The 17,601-nt window shown below is 72.2% G+C and carries 14 protein-coding genes; 6 read left to right on the forward strand and 8 right to left on the reverse strand.

What is annotated here, in order from left to right; all coding sequences use genetic code 11:
- Positions 1 to 95 precede the first annotated feature (95 nt).
- Positions 96 to 2,468, forward strand: coding sequence for an ATP-binding cassette domain-containing protein (locus ACH4MY_RS12805; RefSeq protein WP_398001539.1), 2,373 nt, complete (start codon positions 96 to 98; stop codon positions 2,466 to 2,468).
- A gap of 15 nt (positions 2,469 to 2,483) precedes the next feature.
- Here the strand turns inward: ACH4MY_RS12805 and ACH4MY_RS12810 are convergent, their stop codons facing one another.
- The 5 genes from ACH4MY_RS12810 to ACH4MY_RS12830 form a co-directional block, all read right to left on the reverse strand.
- Positions 2,484 to 3,311 (reverse strand): tyrosinase family protein, encoded by an 828-nt coding sequence (locus ACH4MY_RS12810; protein ID WP_398001542.1) that lies wholly within the window; start codon positions 3,309 to 3,311, stop codon positions 2,484 to 2,486.
- A gap of 23 nt (positions 3,312 to 3,334) precedes the next feature.
- Positions 3,335 to 3,721 carry a tyrosinase cofactor gene (locus ACH4MY_RS12815; protein ID WP_398001545.1) on the reverse strand — a complete coding sequence of 129 codons (387 nt, stop codon included), beginning with the start codon at positions 3,719 to 3,721 and terminating at the stop codon, positions 3,335 to 3,337.
- A gap of 292 nt (positions 3,722 to 4,013) precedes the next feature.
- Positions 4,014 to 4,763, reverse strand: a complete 750-nt coding sequence (locus ACH4MY_RS12820; protein WP_398001547.1) for a succinate dehydrogenase/fumarate reductase iron-sulfur subunit — start codon at positions 4,761 to 4,763, stop codon at positions 4,014 to 4,016.
- Positions 4,760 to 6,715 carry a fumarate reductase/succinate dehydrogenase flavoprotein subunit gene (locus ACH4MY_RS12825; protein ID WP_398001550.1) on the reverse strand — a complete coding sequence of 652 codons (1,956 nt, stop codon included), beginning with the start codon at positions 6,713 to 6,715 and terminating at the stop codon, positions 4,760 to 4,762. Before ACH4MY_RS12825 ends, ACH4MY_RS12820 begins: the two co-directional genes overlap by 4 nt.
- 3 nt (positions 6,716 to 6,718) lie before the next feature.
- Complete coding sequence (locus tag ACH4MY_RS12830; protein WP_398001552.1) at positions 6,719 to 7,345, reverse strand: succinate dehydrogenase; 627 nt, start codon at positions 7,343 to 7,345, stop codon at positions 6,719 to 6,721.
- A 195-nt stretch (positions 7,346 to 7,540) separates the two neighbouring features.
- Between ACH4MY_RS12830 and ACH4MY_RS12835 the strand changes: the two genes are divergently transcribed.
- Positions 7,541 to 8,452 carry a LysR family transcriptional regulator gene (locus ACH4MY_RS12835; protein ID WP_398001555.1) on the forward strand — a complete coding sequence of 304 codons (912 nt, stop codon included), beginning with the start codon at positions 7,541 to 7,543 and terminating at the stop codon, positions 8,450 to 8,452.
- Positions 8,453 to 8,538: 86 nt separating this feature from the next.
- Entirely contained in the window at positions 8,539 to 10,713 is a 2,175-nt protein-coding gene (locus ACH4MY_RS12840) for a hypothetical protein (RefSeq protein ID WP_398001558.1), read from the forward strand.
- 140 nt (positions 10,714 to 10,853) lie between these two features.
- Here the strand turns inward: ACH4MY_RS12840 and ACH4MY_RS12845 are convergent, their stop codons facing one another.
- Together ACH4MY_RS12845 and ACH4MY_RS12850 are read right to left on the reverse strand one after the other, a co-directional pair.
- Positions 10,854 to 13,019 carry a putative bifunctional diguanylate cyclase/phosphodiesterase gene (locus tag ACH4MY_RS12845; protein WP_398001561.1) on the reverse strand — a complete coding sequence of 722 codons (2,166 nt, stop codon included), beginning with the start codon at positions 13,017 to 13,019 and terminating at the stop codon, positions 10,854 to 10,856.
- Positions 13,016 to 13,828 (reverse strand): SAM-dependent methyltransferase, encoded by an 813-nt coding sequence (locus ACH4MY_RS12850; protein ID WP_398001564.1) that lies wholly within the window; start codon positions 13,826 to 13,828, stop codon positions 13,016 to 13,018. The genes ACH4MY_RS12845 and ACH4MY_RS12850 overlap by 4 nt, the downstream gene beginning before the upstream one ends.
- A 542-nt stretch (positions 13,829 to 14,370) precedes the next feature.
- Between ACH4MY_RS12850 and ACH4MY_RS12855 the strand changes: the two genes are divergently transcribed.
- The 3 genes from ACH4MY_RS12855 to ACH4MY_RS12865 all read left to right on the forward strand — a co-directional run bounded on the left by ACH4MY_RS12855 (position 14,371) and on the right by ACH4MY_RS12865 (position 16,687).
- Positions 14,371 to 15,117, forward strand: a complete 747-nt coding sequence (locus ACH4MY_RS12855) for a hypothetical protein (protein WP_398001566.1) — start codon at positions 14,371 to 14,373, stop codon at positions 15,115 to 15,117.
- An 80-nt stretch (positions 15,118 to 15,197) separates the two neighbouring features.
- A complete protein-coding gene (locus ACH4MY_RS12860; RefSeq protein WP_398001569.1) occupies positions 15,198 to 15,962 on the forward strand; it encodes a hypothetical protein in 765 nt (254 codons plus the stop codon).
- Between the two features lie 167 nt (positions 15,963 to 16,129).
- A complete protein-coding gene (locus tag ACH4MY_RS12865) occupies positions 16,130 to 16,687 on the forward strand; it encodes a hypothetical protein (protein WP_398001572.1) in 558 nt (185 codons plus the stop codon).
- Positions 16,688 to 16,801: 114 nt separating this feature from the next.
- Here ACH4MY_RS12865 and ACH4MY_RS12870 read toward each other — a convergent pair whose 3' ends face one another.
- On the reverse strand, positions 16,802 to 17,320 hold the full coding sequence (locus ACH4MY_RS12870) for a hypothetical protein (protein ID WP_398001574.1): 519 nt from the start codon (positions 17,318 to 17,320) through the stop codon (positions 16,802 to 16,804).
- Positions 17,321 to 17,601: the final 281 nt, after the last annotated feature.

Here is a 17,601-nt window from a genome sequence, read left to right on the forward strand (position 1 = left end):
CCGGACGGCCCGCGTTCCGGACCGCGATCACCGTCCCGGCCGCACCCCCGGCGGCCCCATCAGGACGAGAGCGGACCAAAGGATAAAATCACCGCATGCACGACAGAGCCCATGATCCGTACGTCCGTGTCCGTGGTGCCCGCGAGCACAACCTCGCCGGCGTGGACGTCGACATCCCCCGCGACGCGCTCGTCGTCTTCACCGGGGTCTCCGGCTCCGGCAAGTCGTCCCTGGCCTTCGGCACGATCTACGCGGAGGCCCAGCGGCGCTACTTCGAATCGGTCGCCCCGTACGCGCGGCGGCTGATCCACCAGGTGGGCGCGCCCTCGGTCGGCGAGATCACGGGGCTTCCGCCGGCGGTCTCCCTGGAGCAGCGCAGGTCCTCCCCGAACGCCCGCTCCTCCGTGGGTACGGTCACCACCCTCTCCAACTCCCTCCGGATGCTGTTCTCGCGGGCCGGGCGCTACCCGGAGGGCGCCGGGCGGCTCGACTCCGACGCCTTCTCCCCCAATACGGCGGCGGGCGCCTGCCCTTCGTGTCAGGGGCTCGGGCGGATCCACGAGACGAACGAGGAACTCCTCGTCCCCGAGCCGGAGCTGTCGATCCGTCAGGGGGCCGTCGCCGCGTGGCCGGGCGCCTGGCAGGGCAAGAACCTGCGGGACGTCCTCGACACCCTCGGGTACGACGTCGACCGGCCGTGGCGCGAGCTCGACGCGAAGGACCGGGAGTGGATCCTCCTCACGGACGAGCAGCCCGTCGTCACCGTCCATCCGGTGCGGGACGCCGACCGCATCCAACGCCCCTACCAGGGGACGTACATGAGCGCCCGGCGCTATGTGCTGAAGACGTTCTCCGACTCGAAGAGCCCGTCGCTGCGCGCGAAGGCCGAGCGCTTCCTCACCAGCGCGCCCTGCCCGGTGTGCGGCGGTGGGCGGCTGCGGCCGGAGGCCCTCGCGGTGACCTTCGGGGGCCGGACCATCGCCGAGCTGGCCGCGCTGCCGCTGACGGCCCTGTCCGGGCTCCTCTCCGCGGCGGCGAGGGAATCGACGGCCGAGGGCGAGGAGACCGCACGCGTCCTCACCGAGGATCTCGTCGCCCGGATCGCGACCGTGACCGAACTCGGTCTGGGCTACCTCAGCCTCGACCGCGCCACGCCCAGCCTCTCCAACGGCGAGCTCCAGCGGCTCCGGCTCGCCACGCAGCTCCGCTCGGGACTCTTCGGTGTGGTGTACGTCCTCGACGAGCCGTCCGCCGGACTGCACCCGGCCGACACGGAGGCCCTGCTCGTGGTCCTCGACCGGCTGAAGGCCTCGGGGAACTCCGTCTTCGTCGTCGAGCACCACCTGGACGTCGTCCGGCACGCCGACTGGCTCGTGGACGTCGGCCCGCGCGCCGGGGTGCACGGCGGGCGGGTGCTGCACAGCGGCCCGCCGCGCGGGCTGGCGGACGTCGAGGCGTCGGCGACCCGCCGTTTCCTCTTCGACCGGGAGCCGGCGCCCGCGCGGGAGGTCCGCGCACCGGCCGGCTGGCTGCGGACCGGGCCGGTCACCCGGCACAATCTGCGGGCGGTCGACGCGGCCTTCCCGGTGGGGGTGCTGACCGCCGTCACCGGGGTGTCCGGTTCCGGGAAGTCCACGCTCGTCGGCGCACTCACCGGGGAACTCCCCGGAGTGGAACGTCTGGTGACGGTGAATCAGCGTCCGATCGGCCGGACTCCGCGCTCCAACCTGGCCACGTACACCGGTCTGTTCGACGTCGTGCGCAAGCTGTTCACCGAGACCGAGGAGGCGCGGGCGCGCGGCTACAAGGCGGGCCGCTTCTCCTTCAACGTCACGGGGGGCCGCTGCGAGACCTGTCAGGGCGAGGGCTTCGTCTCGGTCGAGCTCCTCTTCCTGCCCAGTACGTACGCGCCCTGCCCCGACTGCCACGGCGCCCGCTACAACCCCGAGACCCTCCAGGTGCGGCTGCGCGGCCTCACCATCGCCGAGGTCCTCGATCTGACGGTCGAGTCCGCCGCCGCCTTCTTCGACGACGTCCCGGCCGCGGCCCGGAGCCTGCGCACGCTGCTCGACGTGGGCCTCGGCTATCTGACGCTCGGCCAGCCGGCCACCGAGCTGTCCGGCGGCGAGGCGCAGCGGATCAAGCTCGCCTCCGAACTCCAGCGGCCGCACCGCTCCCCCACCCTGTACGTGCTCGACGAGCCGACGACCGGTCTGCACCCGGCGGATGTCGAGGTGCTGATGCGCCAGCTCCACGGGCTCGTGGACGCCGGGCATTCGGTGATCGTCGTCGAGCACGACATGGAGGTCGTGGCCACCGCCGACTGGGTCGTCGACCTCGGGCCGGGCGGCGGCGACGAGGGGGGCCGGATCGTGGCCGAGGGGCCCCCGGAGGGGGTGGCGCGGGCGGCGGAGAGCCGCACCGCGCCGTATCTGGCCCGCTCGCTCGGGCTCACCGGACGGAGCTGAGGCCCGTCCGGCGGATCAGGCCGCCGTGTCGAAGGTGTAGTGGCGGGTGTGGTCCAGCATGTCCGCCGGGGTGACGTCGTTCCACGGGCGCATGGTGTCGCCGAGGTCGACGACGTTCGCGGTGCCCGCCGCGGGCAGGTACGTGGACCGGGGGTGGCGGGCCTGCCAGTCGGCCCACAGCTTGTCGATGAAGGCGTGGTGCATCCAGAACACGGGGTCGTTCGGGGAGACCCCGGTGCCCATCTGGCCGCCGACCCAGACGTGGACGCGGTTGTGGAGGTTCACGCCGCGCCAGCCCTCCAGGTGGTTGCGGAAACCGTCCGACGAACTGTTCCACGGGGCCGTGTCGTAGGTCTCCATGGCGAGGACGGAGTCCACCTCGGCGCGGGTGGGCAGCTGCCGGCCGCCGGCGCCGAGGTCGCGCCTGAGGTAGTCGCGGCCGTCGACGCGGACGGTGATCGTCCAGCGGTTGCCGCTGCGGGCGAAGGCGCCGTCGGTCACCTGGCCGTCGCGGGCGCGCCCGGTGCCGCCGAGGAAGTCTGGCGCCCAGATCGAGGAGCGGGAGGTGCGGTCGACCGTCCAGTCCCAGTAGGGGAGGGTGACGGTCGGGTCGACGGACCGCAGGGCCTGTTCGAACTCTATGAGGAAGCGCCGGTGCCAGGGCAGGAACGACGGGGAGCGGTGGCCGACGCGGTCGCCGTTGTCGGTGTCGCCCATGATGAAGGCGTTGTGGGTGGTGACGAAGGTGTCGTACCGCCCGGAGCGCTTGAGCTCCAGGAGGGCGTTGACGAAGCGTCGCTTCTCGTCGGCGGTGAGGGCGGCCTGGTTCTTGCGTACGGTCATGGTGGTGCGTGCTCCTGGATCGGTCAGCCGAGGGTGAGGGGTACGAGCGGGGCGCCCTGGAGTTCGCGGACGGCCGCGCGGGCGAGTGCCCTGGGCGTGGCGACGGGCTCGTAGTGGTTGATCACGCTGATCCAGGTGCCGTCGGCGTTCTGCATGACGTGCAGTTCCTCGCCGTCGACCGTGACGGAGTAGCCGCCTCCGTGGTGTCCCCCGTGGTGGCCGCCGCCGTGCGAGGGCCCGCCCTTGATGCGGCGGCCCTGGTAGACCTCGTCGAAGGACGCCGGGCCGGCCGCGGGAGCGGCGGGGCGGGGCGCGTCGGCGACGGCGGAGCCGGCCAGGGCGAGGCCTGCGGCGGCGCCCGCGGCGCCGGCCGCGACGCCGAGAGCCCGGCGGCGGGTGATGTTGGACATGGAACCCCCAAGTGGTCTGTGCGACCGGGGGTTTGGTCATATGCCCCCGGCAGCCCTCATCAGTACCCGGGGGTTCGGGCGCGCCGGAAATCGCCACCGGCCGGTTGGCCGTGAAGTGGACAACTTGTCATGAAAAGTACAGAGTTGAACGGAGTTGATCTTGCTGTCCGCGCGGACAGGGGCACCCCGGAGCGAAAATCTTACGGAGAAAGTGATCATTATGTGAATGATCTTTCGCTCCGGGGTGCGATGTGTGGTGGAGCCCACGCCCTCAGACTGTCCTGATCCGGACTCAGCCCCGGGCCGGCTTCCGCCGCGCCCGCAGCCACTCCCGGTTCATCGCCGCGATCGACGGCAGCGGGATCCCCTTCGGGCAGGCCGTCGCGCACTCGCCCGTCAGTGTGCAGCCGCCGAAGCCCTCCGCGTCCATCTGGGCCACCATGTCGAGGACCCGGGTCTCGCGCTCGGGCGAGCCCTGCGGCAGCACGTTCAGATGGTTGACCTTGGCCGAGGTGAAGAGCATCGCCGAGCCGTTGGGGCAGGCCGCCACGCACGCGCCGCAGCCGATGCACTCCGCGTGTTCGAAGGCGGAGTCCGCGTCCGCCTTGGGGACGGGGGTGGCGTGGGCCTCCGGGGCCGCGCCCGTGGGGGCCGTGATGTAGCCGCCGGCCTGGATGACCCGGTCGAAGGCGGAGCGGTCGACGACCAGGTCCTTGACGACGGGGAAGGCGGAGGCCCGCCAGGGTTCGACGTCGATGGTGTCTCCGTCGCGGAAGGACCGCATGTGGAGCTGGCAGGTGGTGGTCCGCTCCGGTCCGTGCGCGTCGCCGTTGATGACGAGGCTGCACGCCCCGCAGATGCCCTCCCGGCAGTCGTGGTCGAAGGCCACGGGATCCTCGCCGCGCAGGGTGAGGTCCTCGTTGAGGGTGTCGAGCATCTCCAGGAAGGACATGTCGGCGGAGATGCCGTCCACGTCGTAGGTGGACATCGCGCCGGGGGTGTCGGCGTTCCGCTGGCGCCAGACGCGCAGGGTGAGCCTCATGCGTAGCTCCGCTGGGTGGGGTGGACGTACTCGAAGGCGAGGTCCTCCTTGTGGAGGACGGGGGGCCCGCCGGTGCCGCCGAACTCCCAGGCCGCCACGTACGAGAACTCCTCGTCGCGGCGTGCGGCCTCGCCGTCCGGCGTCTGGGACTCCTCGCGGAAGTGGCCGCCGCAGGACTCGGCGCGGTGGAGCGCGTCGAGGCACATCAGCTCGGCGAGTTCCAGGTAGTCGACGATCCGGTTGGCCCGCTCCAGGGACTGGTTGAACTCCTGGCCGGAGCCGGGGACCTTGATCCGGCTCCAGAACTCCGCACGGATCTCCGGGATCCGGGCGAGGGCGGTGCGCAGGCCGGCTTCCGTGCGGGCCATCCCGCAGTACTCCCACATGAGTTCGCCGAGTTCACGGTGGAAGGAGTCGGGGGTGCGGTCGCCGTCGACGGCGAGGAGGAGGTTCAGCCGGTCCTCGGTCTCGGCGAGCACCTCCCGGACGGCGGGATGCTCGTCGGTGACGGGCTCGGCGTGGGGGTGCCGGGCGAGGTAGTCGTTGATGGTGGCGGGGAGGACGAAATAGCCGTCGGCGAGACCCTGCATGAGGGCGGAGGCGCCGAGCCGGTTGGCCCCGTGGTCGGAGAAGTTGGCCTCGCCGACGGCGAAGAGGCCGGGGACGGTGGTCTGGAGGTCGTAGTCGACCCAGAGTCCGCCCATCGTGTAGTGGACGGCGGGGTAGATCCGCATCGGGACCTCGTACGGGTTCTCGGCGGTGATCCGCTCGTACATGTCGAAGAGGTTGCCGTACCTCTCCTCGACGGCCTTGCGGCCCATCCGCCGGATCGCGTCGGCGAAGTCGAGGTAGACGCCCTGCCCGCCGGGGCCGACGCCCCGCCCCTCGTCGCAGACGTTCTTCGCGGCGCGGGAGGCGATGTCGCGGGGCACGAGGTTGCCGAAGGAGGGGTAGATCCGCTCCAGGTAGTAGTCGCGCTCGTCCTCGGGGATCTCGGCGGCGGGGCGGGTGTCCCCCTTGGCCTTCGGGACCCAGATCCGGCCGTCGTTGCGCAGCGACTCGCTCATCAGGGTCAGCTTGGACTGGTGGTCGCCGGTGCGCGGGATGCAGGTGGGGTGGATCTGAGTGAAGCAGGGGTTGGCGAAGTACGCGCCGCGCCGGTGGGCCCGCCAGACGGCGGTGGCGTTGGAGTTCATCGCGTTCGTCGACAGATAGAAGACGTTGCCGTAGCCGCCGCTGGCCAGGACGACCGCGTCCGCATAGTGGGTGGAGATCTCCCCCGTGATCAGGTCGCGGGCGACGATGCCCCGGGCCCGCCCGTCGACGACGACCAGGTCGAGCATCTCCGTACGGGCGTGAATCTCGACGTTGCCGGCGGCGATCTGCCGGGACAGGGCCTGGTAGGCGCCGAGGAGCAGCTGCTGGCCGGTCTGGCCGCGGGCGTAGAAGGTGCGGGAGACCTGGACGCCGCCGAACGAGCGGGTGTCGAGGAGCCCGCCGTACTCGCGGGCGAAGGGGACGCCCTGGGCGACGCACTGGTCGATGATCTCGACGGAGATCTGGGCGAGCCGGTGGACATTGGACTCGCGGGCGCGGAAGTCGCCTCCCTTGACGGTGTCGTAGAAGAGGCGGTGGACGGAGTCGCCGTCGTTGCGGTAGTTCTTCGCCGCGTTGATGCCGCCCTGGGCGGCGATGGAGTGGGCGCGGCGCGGGGAGTCCTGGAAGCAGAACTGGACCACGTGGTAGCCCTGTTCGGCCAGGGTGGCGCCGGCGGAGCCGCCCGCGAGACCGGTGCCGACGACGATGATCCGGTGCTTGCGCCGGTTGGCGGGGTTGACCAGCTTCGCCTCGAAGCGCCGGGTGTCCCAGCGCTCGGCGACGGGGCCGGCGGGGGCCTTGGTGTCGGCGAGCGGGGCGCCGGTGGCGTAGTCCGCGTATTCGGTGGAGTTCATGGATCAGCTCACCACTCCGGTCATGACGGCGACGGGGACGGAGACGAAGCCCGCGGTCAGGACGAGCGCGAGGATGTCGGCGGCGGCCCGCAGGAGGCGTTCGCGGCGGGCGTTGCCGACGCCGAGGGTCTGGGCGGCGCTCCAGAATCCGTGGCGGACGTGGAGGCCGACGGCGAGCATGGCGACGATGTAGATGACGTTGCCGTACCAGGTCGAGAAGGTGTCGACGACGTTCTGGTAGGGCTTGCCCTCCTCGAAGCCGCCGGGGTGGACGGTGCCGGTGGTCAGGTCGAGGATGTGCCAGACGATGAAGAGGGCGAGGATGATCCCGCCCCAGCGCATGGTGCGCGTGGCGTACGACGCGCGCCGGCGGCGGTGCACGTACGCGGTGGGGCGGGCCTTCACGTCGCGGCGGCTGAGCTGGTACGCGCAGACGGCGTGGGCGACGACGGCGGCGAGGAGCGCGATCCGGACGAGCCAGAGCGCCCACTCGTGGTGCAGGACGGGCGCGCCCATGACCCGGAGCCAGTGGCCGTAGGCGTTGAACTCCTCGGGGCCGAAGAAGACCTTCAGGTTGCCGGCGACATGGGCGACGAGATAGCCGAGCATGAGCAGCCCGCTGACGGCCATGACCGTCTTCTTGCCGAGGGTCGATGACAGGAATCCGCGTGACGGTGTGGGGGACGGCGGGCGGCGTGTCGTCCGGTCCCTCGTGGGTGCCAGAGTCATGTTCCCGACGCTAGGGCCGAAGGGCCCCAGAGGTCCAAGACATGGTCCGGCTGATCTCGATAGGCGCGGCCTATCCACGTCCCCTAGGCTGGGCCCATGCAGTTCCAGCAGCTCCTCTACTTCGTCGCCGTGGCCGAGACCCGGCACTTCACCCAGGCCGCCGAGCGCGTCCATGTCTCGCAGCCCTCCCTCTCCCAGCAGATCAAGGCCCTGGAGCAGGAGCTGGGCGCCGAGCTGTTCAGCCGCGCCCGGGGCAACATCACGCTCACCGACGCGGGCGAGGCCCTGCTGCCGCTCGCGCGCCGGATCCTCGCCGACACGGAGACGGCCCGGATCGAGGTGCAGGAGCTGGCCCAGCTGAAGCGGGGCCGGGTCCGGCTCGGCGCGACCCCCAGTCTGTGCACCGGGCTGCTCCCGGACGTGCTGCGGGCCTTCCACGACCTGCATCCGGGGATCGAGCTCCTCATCGAGGAGGGCGGCTCGCACGACCTCGTCCGGGAGCTGGCCCGCGGGGCCCTCGACCTGGCACTGGTGGTGCTGCCGCTGCCGACCCCGTCACCGGCCCTGACGACCGTGGAACTGCTCCGGGAGGACCTGGTGGTGGTCTCCTCGGCCTCGGCCCCGGCGCCGTGCCGACCGGTGCGCGTCACCGACCTGCGGGACCAGCCGCTCGTGATGTTCCGGCACGGCTACGACCTGCGGGAACTGACGGTGGCCGCCTGCCGGGCCGAGGGCTTCGAGCCCACCTTCACCGTCGAGGGCGGCGAGCTGGACGCGGTCCTCGGCTTCGTACGGGCCGGGCTCGGGCTCGCGGTCGTCCCCGCGATGGTCGCGGCACGCGCGGGCCGGGACCTGCGCGTCACCGCGCTCGCCCGGCCGGGGCTGCGGCGGACCATCGCGCTGGCACACCGGAGCGACGTGGCGCCGCCGCGAGCGGCCCGGGAGCTCCAGCAAATGCTGCTGGCCTCGCGCCGGGGCAGGCCCGAGCAGGCGATGGACGCCGGCTGAGGCGGTCGGCGCGCGAGCGGTCCGCCTCTCCCGGACCCCGGTAAATCCATGTGCGAGGGGCGGCGGGCGGCTGCGAGCATGCCTCCATGGTCCACGCTCTCGAACACCTGGTCGTCCGGCACACCCACCGCCTCCCCTCCCCCACCGGTCCGGCCGGGGACGGGGCCGCCGCCGCGCGCAGGTTCGACGCGGCCCTGATGACCGCCGGGTTCAAGCTGTCGGGAGAGCTGATCGAGCGCCTGTCGGGGTTGGCCGGGCCCACGGTCGTCGAGACCGCCGTCCGTACCCTGGCCACGGTCCGCGAACTCGTCGGCGACCATGTGCGGCACAACGTCTACTTCGTCGACTTCCCTGCCAACGTGCCGGACACCCTCGACTTCTGGATGACCTGCGTGGCCGAGGCGGTCAGCGACGGCGACGCCCGCGCCGGCGCGGTCGACCAGCTGCGCGCGGGCCTCCTCGACCTGCTGACCCTCCCGTCGTACGGCCGCTACCGCCACACGTACGAGGAGATGCTCGCCGCACACGACGAGCTGATCGCGGCGGCCGGCGACCGGCTGACGGTGCTGCGTCCGGGCCGGGACGCGGACCACGAGGTCACCGGGCTCTATCTGGCCCTGGCCGGCAGCACGACCCCGCTCGGCGAGGAGGGTCTGCGTGATCTGGCCGTGCTCGCCGAGCACTGCGTGGACGGCCCGCAGCCGGAGACGATCACCGTTCGGGAGAACCGCGCCGTCGTCAACCGCGCCCGGCTGCGGACGGGCGCCGCCCCGCTGCTCGACACCGTGACCGACGTGCTGCGGCTGGCCTGCGCCCTCGCGGAGGGCGATGTCGCCCTGCGCGAGCCGACCCCGTTCCGCGCGCTCTCCCGTCCGTACCGCCGTGCCCTGCTCGCGGGGCTCGACGCGGTGGTGGCCGCGTCCCCGGCCAAGCTCGCGGACGTGTCCGCGCACCGGGAGGCGTGGAAGCGGCTCGGGGAGCGGCTCCACCCCCACGAGTACCCGCACTGGCCGCACGCGGCCGAGGTCTTCGCCGTGGCCCGGGGCGAGCGGAGGGTGCCGTCGTTCGACAGCCGTGTGGAGGAGCTGCTGGCACACGGCGATGTCGCGGCCGCGGCGGAGCTGCTGGCCACCGGGGCTCCGGGGCGGCTGTTCCGCGCCGTGGACCGGCTCCTCCGCGGCGCCGCGGAGGGCAAGGAGCGGGATGCCGTTCTCTCGGCCGTCGAGCGGGCCGCGCCGGAGGTGTCGGGCCGGGTCGTCCTGTCGGTCCGCGAGCACGTCCAGAACCGCGCGGGCGCGGGCCGGGAGCGCCGTGTGTTCGTGAACCGGGAGGGGAGGGCCTGGGTCGCCGCCGACACCCGTCCGCCGCTGGCGGACGCCGTCCGCGAGCGGCTCGTCGAGGTGCTCGACGCGGAGACCCGGCGCCGGCTGCCGGACCCCGGGCACCTCCTGATCGATCCCGATGTGCTGGACGTGGCCCTGCCGCTGAGCGGCCGGGCGGCCTCGGCGGGGCTCGGCGTCCTGCCCCGGGGTTCGGTCTCCCCGGTCGAGGGCGAGCTGCTGCGCTTCTTCACGTACTGGAGGGAGGCCGCCCGCACCACCGACCACGATCTGTCGGCGCTGGTCCTCGACGAGGACTTCGCGACGGTCACCTGGCTCTCGTACACGGCGCTCACCGACGTCGAGGGCAGCCACTCCGGTGACATCACCGAAGCGCCGGACGGGGCTTCGGAGTTCATCGATCTGCGGCTGGGCGCGGTACGCGGCACATTCGTCGTTCCGCAGGTGCACGTGTTCTCGGGGGAGGGCTTCGACGAGGTGGCGGAGGGCTTCTTCGGGTTCATGCTCCGCGAGGGCGAGCAAGGCGGCCGGCCGTTCGAGCCGCGGACCGTCCGGATGAAGTCGGACCTCCGGGGGCCCGGCCGGGTCGCGCTGCCGCTGGCGTTCCGGCGGGACGAGGAGGGCCACTGGCACGCGCACTGGCTGCATCTGTACCTGCGGGGGACGCCGTCGGCGAACCGGGTCGAGGAGCACCGGGTGTCGATCGCGGTCCTGCTGCGCGGCCTGTTCGGGCGGACTCCCCTGACGGTACGTCATATCGTGGCGCTGATGGAGGAGTCGGGGGCGCGGACGACGCTGTGGGACGGCCGTACGCCGCCGGACACCCCGGTCACGTACCTCGGCCTGGAGCGGCCGGACGGCCTGCCTCCGGGCTCGCGCGTGATCACCCCGGAAAATCTGCGCGACCTGCTGCCCGCCTGAGTGCTACGGTCGTTCCGGGGCGAGGCCATGGAGGGGCTTCCTTCTACCACTCCAATGAAATAGCCTCCCCGCTTTCCTCCCCCGTACTCTTCCCGGCCTCCCCGCTTCGCGCGGGGAGGCCGGTCTCGTACGCGCGGGTCTCAGACCGCGTCCGCCAGGAGCAGCGAGTGGATGCGGTCCGGGGCGCCGGGGCGGGCGTAGTACCAGCCCTGCGCCGTGTCGCAGCCGAGGTCGCGCAGCTGACGGGCCTGCGCACCGGTCTCCACGCCCTCGACGGTGACGGCGAGTTCCAGGCTGTGCGCCAGGGAGACGATCCCCTCCACGATCTTGAGGTCGACCGGGTCCACCGGGTGCTGCTGCATGCCCCGGGTGAAGGACCGGTCGAGCTTGAGGACGCTCACCGGAAGGCGGCGCAGGTTGGCCAGGTTCGAGTAGCCGGTGCCGAAGTCGTCGAGCGCGATGTCGACGCCCATCTCGGCGAGCTGCCGCAGCGGCTTGAGCAGGTCCTCGTCCGCGCCGATGAGCGCCGATTCGGTCACCTCCAGGCAGAGTGCGCCCGGTTCGAGCCCCGACCGCTCCAGGACGTCGACGGTGTCGGCGACCAGGCGCGGGTGGTGGAGCTGGGTCGGGGAGAGGTTGACGTTGATCCGCAGCGGACCGCCGTCGGAGTGCCGGGTCTGCCAGAAGCGGGCCTGGCGCACGGCCTCCTGGAGCACCCAGCGGCCGAGCGGCACGATGAGGCCGGTGTCCTCGGCCAACGGGATGAAGCGGTCGGGGCCGAGTACGCCGTGCTGCGGGTGGCACCACCGGACGAGCGCCTCGGCGCCGTGCACGCTGCCGTCGTCGAGGTGGACGAGCGGCTGGTACTCGATGAAGAACTCGCCGCGTTCCAGGGCGGTCGGCAGAGCCGTGGTGAGGCCGTGCCGGGTGATGGCACGGGCGTCGGCCTCGGCGTCGGCGAGCTCGAAGCGGTTGCCGCCCGCGGACTTGGCCCGGTACATGGTGATGTCGGCGCTCCGGAGCACCTCGGCCGGGGTCCGCTCGCCGGCCGGTCCCTCGACCACGCCGAGGCTGCCGCGGACGGTCAGTTCGCGGCCGTCGATGCGGAGGGGGGTGGAGAGGGCCGCGAGGATGCGGTCGGCGAGTTCGGTGACGTCCCGTTCGCCGGCGGCGCCGGTGGTGAGGGCGACGAACTCGTCCCCGCCGAGCCGGGCCACCATCTCGCCGGCCCCGGTGACACAGCTCTGCAGCCGGTCCGCGACCTCGACGAGCAGCCGGTCGCCGGTGGAGTGACCGAGGCTGTCGTTGATGACCTTGAAGCCGTCGAGGTCCAGATAGCAGAGGCCGAAACGGGCGTTGTCGCCGGGCGCGAGGGCCTTCTCCAGACGCTCGAAGAACAGGGTCCGGTTGGGGAGTCCCGTCAGCGCGTCGTGGGTGGCCTCGTACCGCAGGCGCAGATGGAGCAGGCGCCGCTCGGTGGTGTCCTCCATGAGGGCCAGCTGGTACTGGGGGTTGCCCTCGGCGTCGCGGAGCAGCGAGACGGTGAGGTTGGTCCAGAGAACCGTTCCGTCGCCGCGGTAGTACGGCTTCTCCACGCGGTAGTGCTCGCGGTCGCCGCGGACCAGCTCCTCGTACAGCTTCCAGACGTGCGGACCGTCCTCCGGGTGGACCCACTCGCTGACCTTCCGGCTGCGCAGCGGACCCTCCATCCCGCCGAACATCCGGGTGAGGGTCTCGTTGACCTCCAGGACGTTGCCGTCGAGGTCGGCGATGCCGATCCCTATCGCCGCCCCGTCGAAGACCGCGCGGAAGCGGCTCTCGGTGGCGTGCAGGGCGATCTCGGCGGCGCTGCGGGCGGAGAGCGCGGAGCGGGCGATGGCCTCCTGCTCGGCGCGGGTCCGCTCGCGCAGGGCCTGGGCGTAGCCGGTGGCCATGGCGTGCTGGAGCCGGGCGCAGCGGGCCCGGAGCTCCTCGGCCGGAAGCTCCGACTCCGTGCCGCAGTAGAGCACCAGATACGAGTCGACGACGCCGAGGCTGCGGCCGAGGGAGTCCGGGTCGGTGCAGTGGGCGGCGACGAGCGCCGCGCCGGTGCGCTGGGCCGGGGCCGTGTCGAAGGGCCGGGCGTGCAGCGCGTCGTTCAGGGTGCGGGCGAGCGGCAGCAGATGCACCTCGAACTCGGCGCGGGTCAGCGAGGTGGCGGTCACCGGGAAGATCGCGCGGCTCCAGATGGTGACGAACCGCCTGAGTCTGTCCTCGGGGCCGTCGGCTTCGGCGAGGCCGCCGGACGGCTGAGACGGGACCTTCACGCCTTGCGCCCCACCCCTGCGAAACCGGAGAAGGCGTAGGGATCCTCCTCCTCGACCGGGCTCTCCGGTCGCCAGTCGGGCATCGGGACGAGGCCCGGCTCGACCAGGTCGGTGCCCTCGAAGAAACGGGTGATCTCGGCGCCGGATCGCATCACCAGGGGACTGCGGATGGTGCGGTAGACCCCGACGGTGCCGCCGGCCTGTTCCTCGGAGAGCGGGATGCCCTCGTACGAGGCGTGGGTCAGCACGAGGAGGCTGCCGGGCGCGAGGGCGTCGAGGAGTTCGGTGACGGCCTCGTAGGGCCGGTCCTGGTCCTCCAGGAAGTGCAGGACGGCGACGAGGAGCAGCGCCACCGGCCGCTTCAGGTCGAGGAGTCGGGACACCTCGGGACTGTGCAGGATGTCGGCCGGCTTGCGCAGGTCGGCGGCGACGACCGCGGCCCCCTCGTCGCCCTCCAGGACGGCGCGGCTGTGGGCCACGGCGACCGGGTCGTGGTCGACGTAGACGACGCGCGCGGAGGGGTCGGCGGTGCGGGCGACCTCGTGCACATTGCCGAAGGTGGGTATGCCGGAGCCGATGTCCAGGAACTGGGTGACGTCGTTGTCAACGGCGTGGCGGACGGCGCGTCGCATGAAGGCGCGGTTCGCCTGCATGATCTTGGGCAGGCCAGGCATGAACTCCATGGCCTTGCGCGCCGCTTCCCGGTCCACTTCGAAATTGTGCGAGCCGCCCAGATAGAAGTCGTACATACGGGACACGCTCGGCACCGAGATGTCGATACCAGGCGGAGCCCAGGCGGGACGCTCCATCAATGTCTCCAACAAGTCGCCATGGGGGATGCGGCCATGTGTTCGCGGCCGGTGTTCGAGGTGAGGCTACTGATCGCCCGCCGAGAGAGCGAGTAGAAACGGAAATTCGCGGTCCGTTCTTGGTCACACGCCATTGGCACGTGCTCTCGCAGCGAAGAGTTCACGCCTTCAGGCTGTGCAAATTCACGTGCATATGAGTGTGCGTCGGCTCTTCGGCCGGCCGCGGTTTCACCCTATGGGCGTCCAGGCCCCGCCCGTACCTCGGTCGTTGCCGCCGTCGGGGCCTGGTCGCCGGTGCAGGATGCCCCGTTGACCCCCCTGTCCGACAGGGCGACAACCGGACAGATATCGAGCCGAAGGCCGGAACGCGCCGAGTCGGCCGTCTTCTCCGCCTTCGCGGGTGCCGCGATACCCGGCATTGCGCCGCTTCCGGCGCCGTGCGAGGCGAAACGTCAAACCAGCACCTCCGGAGATCCCCTCCATCCGGCGAATCCCACGCGATTCCGCCCCGGCGCGGCGCGTATGTGATCAAGCTCGACGGCGTGTCTCTGTACGGATCACTCCTCGCGCGGCCGCTGGCGGCCCTCGGACTGGTGTGGCTGCTCGCCACCCCGGTGCCCGCCGCCGCGGACGCCTGCGCCTACGCCTCGACCGGCCCGGGCGGTTCCCACGTCGCGGTGGCGATCGCCGGCGACGGCCACGACGACGGCACCGGCCACGACGGCGGCGACGGCGGCGACGGCGACGGCAGTTCAGGGAAGGGCAAGGGTCACGGGAAGGGCCACGGCAAGGGAAAGGGCGACGGGCACGGCCATCACCACCACCCGAAGCCCTGCCCCACCGAGCCGCCCCCGCCGTGCCCGTCCCCCACACCCGAGCCGACGCCCACGCCTTCGCCCACGCCGACGCCTACGCCCGAACCGCCGTCCCCGTCCCCGACGCCCTCACCGAAGCCGCCTCCGCCCACGCCTCTCCCGCCCCGGCCCGTGCCGAAGCCACCGGCCGCCAGGCCGGCACCGCGCCCGGAGCCGCCGCCGCCCGCGGCTCCGACCACGAGGCCGCCGGCGCCCGCTCCCGCGCCGCCTCCGCCGCCTCCGCCGAGCCCGAGCCCGACGCCTCCGCCCACCGTGCGCCCCAGGCCCCCCGCGCCAGGCCCCGTGGCGCTGCCCCACTACCGCCGTGCCACGCACACCGAGCGGAAGAGCGGCACCTCGATCGTCACCGCGACCCTCATGATCACGGCGCCCGCCGTGCTCGCGACGGCGATCCTGCGCCCCCGGTCCAAGTGACCCGCCGCCCCGTCGGCTCCGTCGACCCCTTCGTCCCGCCGGCTCCCGCTGACTCCCGCTGACTCCCGCAAGAGGAATCCATGTCTGAATGGCTTGTTCTCACCCTTGCGATGGCCGCCGCGTGCGCCGTCGTCCTCACCATCGTCGTCATCAACAACCGCCGGATCCCCGAGGACGACGATCCGAGCGAGACCCCGGACGTCATCGAGTACATGACGATGATGATCGGCGTGATCTACGCGATCGTCCTCGGCCTGGCCATCGCGGGCGTCTGGGAGGCCCGCGGGGCCGCCCAGGAGACCGTGCGGCAGGAGGCACAGGCGATGCACGAGATCTCGGCCCGCGCCGAGGTGTACCCGCAGCAGGTCCGCGACCGCATCCGCGCGGACGTCGACGCGTACGTCACGTTCGTGGTCGACGACGAGTGGACGCACATGGCCGAGGAGGGCGAGCTGAGCGAGGAGGGCACCGCGCTCCTGGAGCGGGTGCGGCGCAGCGTCACCGACTACCGGCCGGCCAACGACTTCGAGGGGCAGGCCTACCAGCCGTTGGTGGACCAGGTGGCGGCCGCCGACGACGCCCGGGGGGCCCGGGGGCAGAACGCGGGGGCGACGATGCCGGGCGTGGTGTGGTTCGGCCTGATCATCGGCGCCCTGGTCACGGTCGGCCTGATCTTCACCCTGCAGATCCGCAGAACCGGGCGGGAGCTGCTGCTCGCCGGGCTCTTCAGTGTGCTGATCGCGTTCCTGCTGTTCCTCATCTGGGATTTCGACGCCCCGTTCGGCCGGGGCATCTCCGCCACCGCCGCGCCGTTCATCGACCTGTTCCCGCAGCTCACACCGTGAGGCGACACGGCCGTGTGGGCCGGTCGAGGGACATCCGTGCCCCATTCGCACGTCTGGGATCGCGGCTGTGATAGTGCGCTCCTAGCGTGTCCGGCATCGAGGTGTACGCACGGTCTTTCGCGGAAACCCCCTTCTGCGGCTGCCCCTCGGGACCCGGAGGATTCACCATGCGCGCGATACGTGCCGCGTCCACTGCCCTGCTGGGGGCGGCCGCCCTCGCCCTGGCCGCCCCCGCCGCCGTCGCGGCTGACGGCGCTCCCGCACCGAACCCGCGGGCAGCACGGGCCAAGGCACCGGGCGATTTCGTCGTGTCGCCCTCGCTCGTCGCCCCGGGCGGCCGGGTGACGCTCAGCGCCCCCGGCTGCGCCAGCACGGCGACGGCCTCGGCCGGCATCTTCGACACCGTCACCATCGCACCGGGCTCGGCGGCCCTCGCCACCGTGGACCTGGACGCACGGCGCGGCGCCGTCTACACGGTGTCGTTCAACTGCACCGGCGGAATCCAGGACACCGTGACCCTGACGATCAGCGGCACGCCCACCGCCGCCCCGACGATCAGCTCCACCATCCTCACTCCCCCGCGGGGTGTGCAGGGCGGTCTCGGCGGTTCGATGGGCGGCGTCGAGCCGCTCGAACTGGCCGCCGGCGGTGCGCTCGTGCTCGCCGCGGCAGTCGGCGGCGTGTACGTGGTGCGTCGCCGCTCCGGCGCGGCCCGTCGTCACTGAGCGGCCGTCGTGGCCGGTTCGGTGCCGGGCGTCCGCGGACGCCCGTCGCCCCCGGGTCCCGGCAGGGACTCGGGGGCGACGGGCGGAGCGGGGCCGACCGGGAGGTTCGACCGGTCAGACGCCCGCACCGGTCATACGGCGGCGACGGACGATGAAGAGACCGCCGCCGAGCGCGGCCGCGGCGACCAGGCTGCCGCCGACGGCCATCTCGGTGGAGCTGGGAGCCAGCGAACCGCCGAGACCGCCCTGGGCGCCGCGGCCCGGGAGGACCCGGAACGGCTCCGTGACCACGGAGGAGCCGCCGTTGCACCTGACGGCCAGGTTGTAGTTGCCGGGAGTGGCGTTGTTGTAGACGCGGGCGACGGCGGTGGAGACGCCGTTGCCGCCCGAGAGGGTGGTGTCCGGGAAGGCGTTGGACGTGACCGTGCCGCCGCGGTTGCAACCCCTGGCGGTGATCGTGAGCGTCGACCCGGGGTGGACCTCGAAGGGGCTGACGGTGACGTTGCTCGGGGTGTTGTTCGAGCCACCGCTGAGCACGTTGCCCGGACCGTAGGTGGCGGCGGCGAGGGGGGCCGCAAGGCCGACCGCCGCGATCGCGGTGGCGGTCACCGCCAGAGTGCGTGCAGCACGCATGGTTGAACCTCCAGTGGAAGACGCCCCAAAGCGGTGCTCCGGGAGTTTCGACGAGTACGCCTTCCATGACGAACCATCACAAGTCGGGGCGGGCTGTGCACTTCGGCACTGGTCCACACGGTGCGGCGACACGCCCGGGATCAGGGTCTCGCAGGGGCTAGAACCGCAGGTCAGAGCCGAGTGGGCTGCTTATCTGACGATTACTCGGATGGGTCAGCCCCGTGTCACCCACCTGTCGGCGCCCCGCCGCCCGGGGTGCGCTCCCCACCGCATGCGCTCCC

This window comes from Streptomyces sp. NPDC017246 (assembly GCF_044331325.1).
Classification (GTDB): domain Bacteria; phylum Actinomycetota; class Actinomycetes; order Streptomycetales; family Streptomycetaceae; genus Streptomyces.